The sequence below is a fragment of the Polaromonas sp. P1_G4 genome, assembly GCF_056405475.1.
Genome location: NZ_JBFUCA010000864.1, coordinates 1 through 1,137 on the forward strand (window position 1 = coordinate 1; position 1,137 = coordinate 1,137).

The 1,137-nt window shown below is 63.3% G+C and carries 1 protein-coding gene; it reads left to right on the forward strand.

Features of this window, described 5'->3' with window-relative positions; translation table 11 throughout:
• The first annotated feature begins 143 nt into the window (after window positions 1-143).
• Window positions 144-1,064: a DUF3034 family protein gene (locus AC1D1X_RS24010; RefSeq protein WP_477671263.1), complete on the forward strand. Its 921-nt coding sequence runs from the start codon at window positions 144-146 to the stop codon at window positions 1,062-1,064.
• Window positions 1,065-1,137: the final 73 nt, after the last annotated feature.

Genomic DNA, 1,137 nt, shown 5'->3' on the forward strand with positions numbered 1-1,137 from the left:
GCCTTTCGAAGAGCGACCCCGCTTCTTTTCGCATCTTTTTTTCGTTTCATTGAATCCAGTGAATCCGGTTTTCCGTATTCCACACAGGTTCACTTCCATTGACGCCGGCAACCGGCTTTTTCCTTTCCACCCACAGGATCACCATGCGCCACTCCGTATCACCCCCCCTGATTGCCAGCCTGCTCACCCTGCTTTGCGCCGGCGCCCACGCCGACACCGGCAAACTGCTGCTGACCGGCGGTGTCAGCACCATTGAAGGCGCGGCCGGCGGCGGCCTCACGCCCTGGGCCGTCATCGGCAGCAACGCCACGGCGGGCGAAATTGGCGGCTCTGCCTACGTCACCCACGCCGGCACCACCGACTACGGCCTGAATGTGTACGGCGCGGCCGTCGGCATCCATGACCGCTACGAGCTGTCGATTGCGCAGCAGGACTTCAACACCCGCGGCACCGGCGTGGCCCTGGGCCTGCCCGGGCTGCACCTGAAACAGACCATCGTGGGCGCCAAGGTTCGCGTGCTGGGCGATGCCGTCCTGGACAGCGACACGCTGATGCCGCAGGTGGCAGTGGGCGTGCAGTACAAGACGCTGGGCTCCACCGGGCTGGACCCTACGCTCACCGCACTGGGCGCCAAACGCCACGGCGTGGATGTGTATGTCAGCGCCACCAAACTCTTCCTGGGCCAGAGCCTGCTGCTCAACGGCACGCTGCGCGCAACCAAGGCCAACCAGAACGGCCTGCTGGGCTATGGCGCCACGCTGGGCGGCAGCGAAGACAAGTACACGCTGCAACCGGAATTCTCGGTGGCTTACCTGCTCAGCAAAAACATCGCCATCGGCGCCGAATACCGTTTTATGCGCAACAAGCTCGAGGGCGCCGGCCGCGCGGCCGGCCTGGGCAACGGCCTGCGCTCTGAAGACTGGAAAGACATCTTTATTGCCTGGGCACCGACCAAAAACCTTTCGCTCACGCTGGCGTATGTGGACCTGGGCGTGATCGTGCCTGCCACCACCGGCAGCCGGAAGCAGACCGGGTACTACCTCTCGGCCCAGGTCGCTTTTTAAGCCCGACGAATCACCCCTTCAAGGAACCGCCCCATGAAAAACCCTTTTGTTTCTTTTGCCCTCGCGGCAAGCC

Bases quoted from the DNA above. Each gene is read 5' to 3' on its own strand.
- AC1D1X_RS24010 (WP_477671263.1), top strand. From the start codon at position 144: ATGCGCCACTCCGTATCACCCCCCCTGATTGCCAGCCTGCTCACCCTG.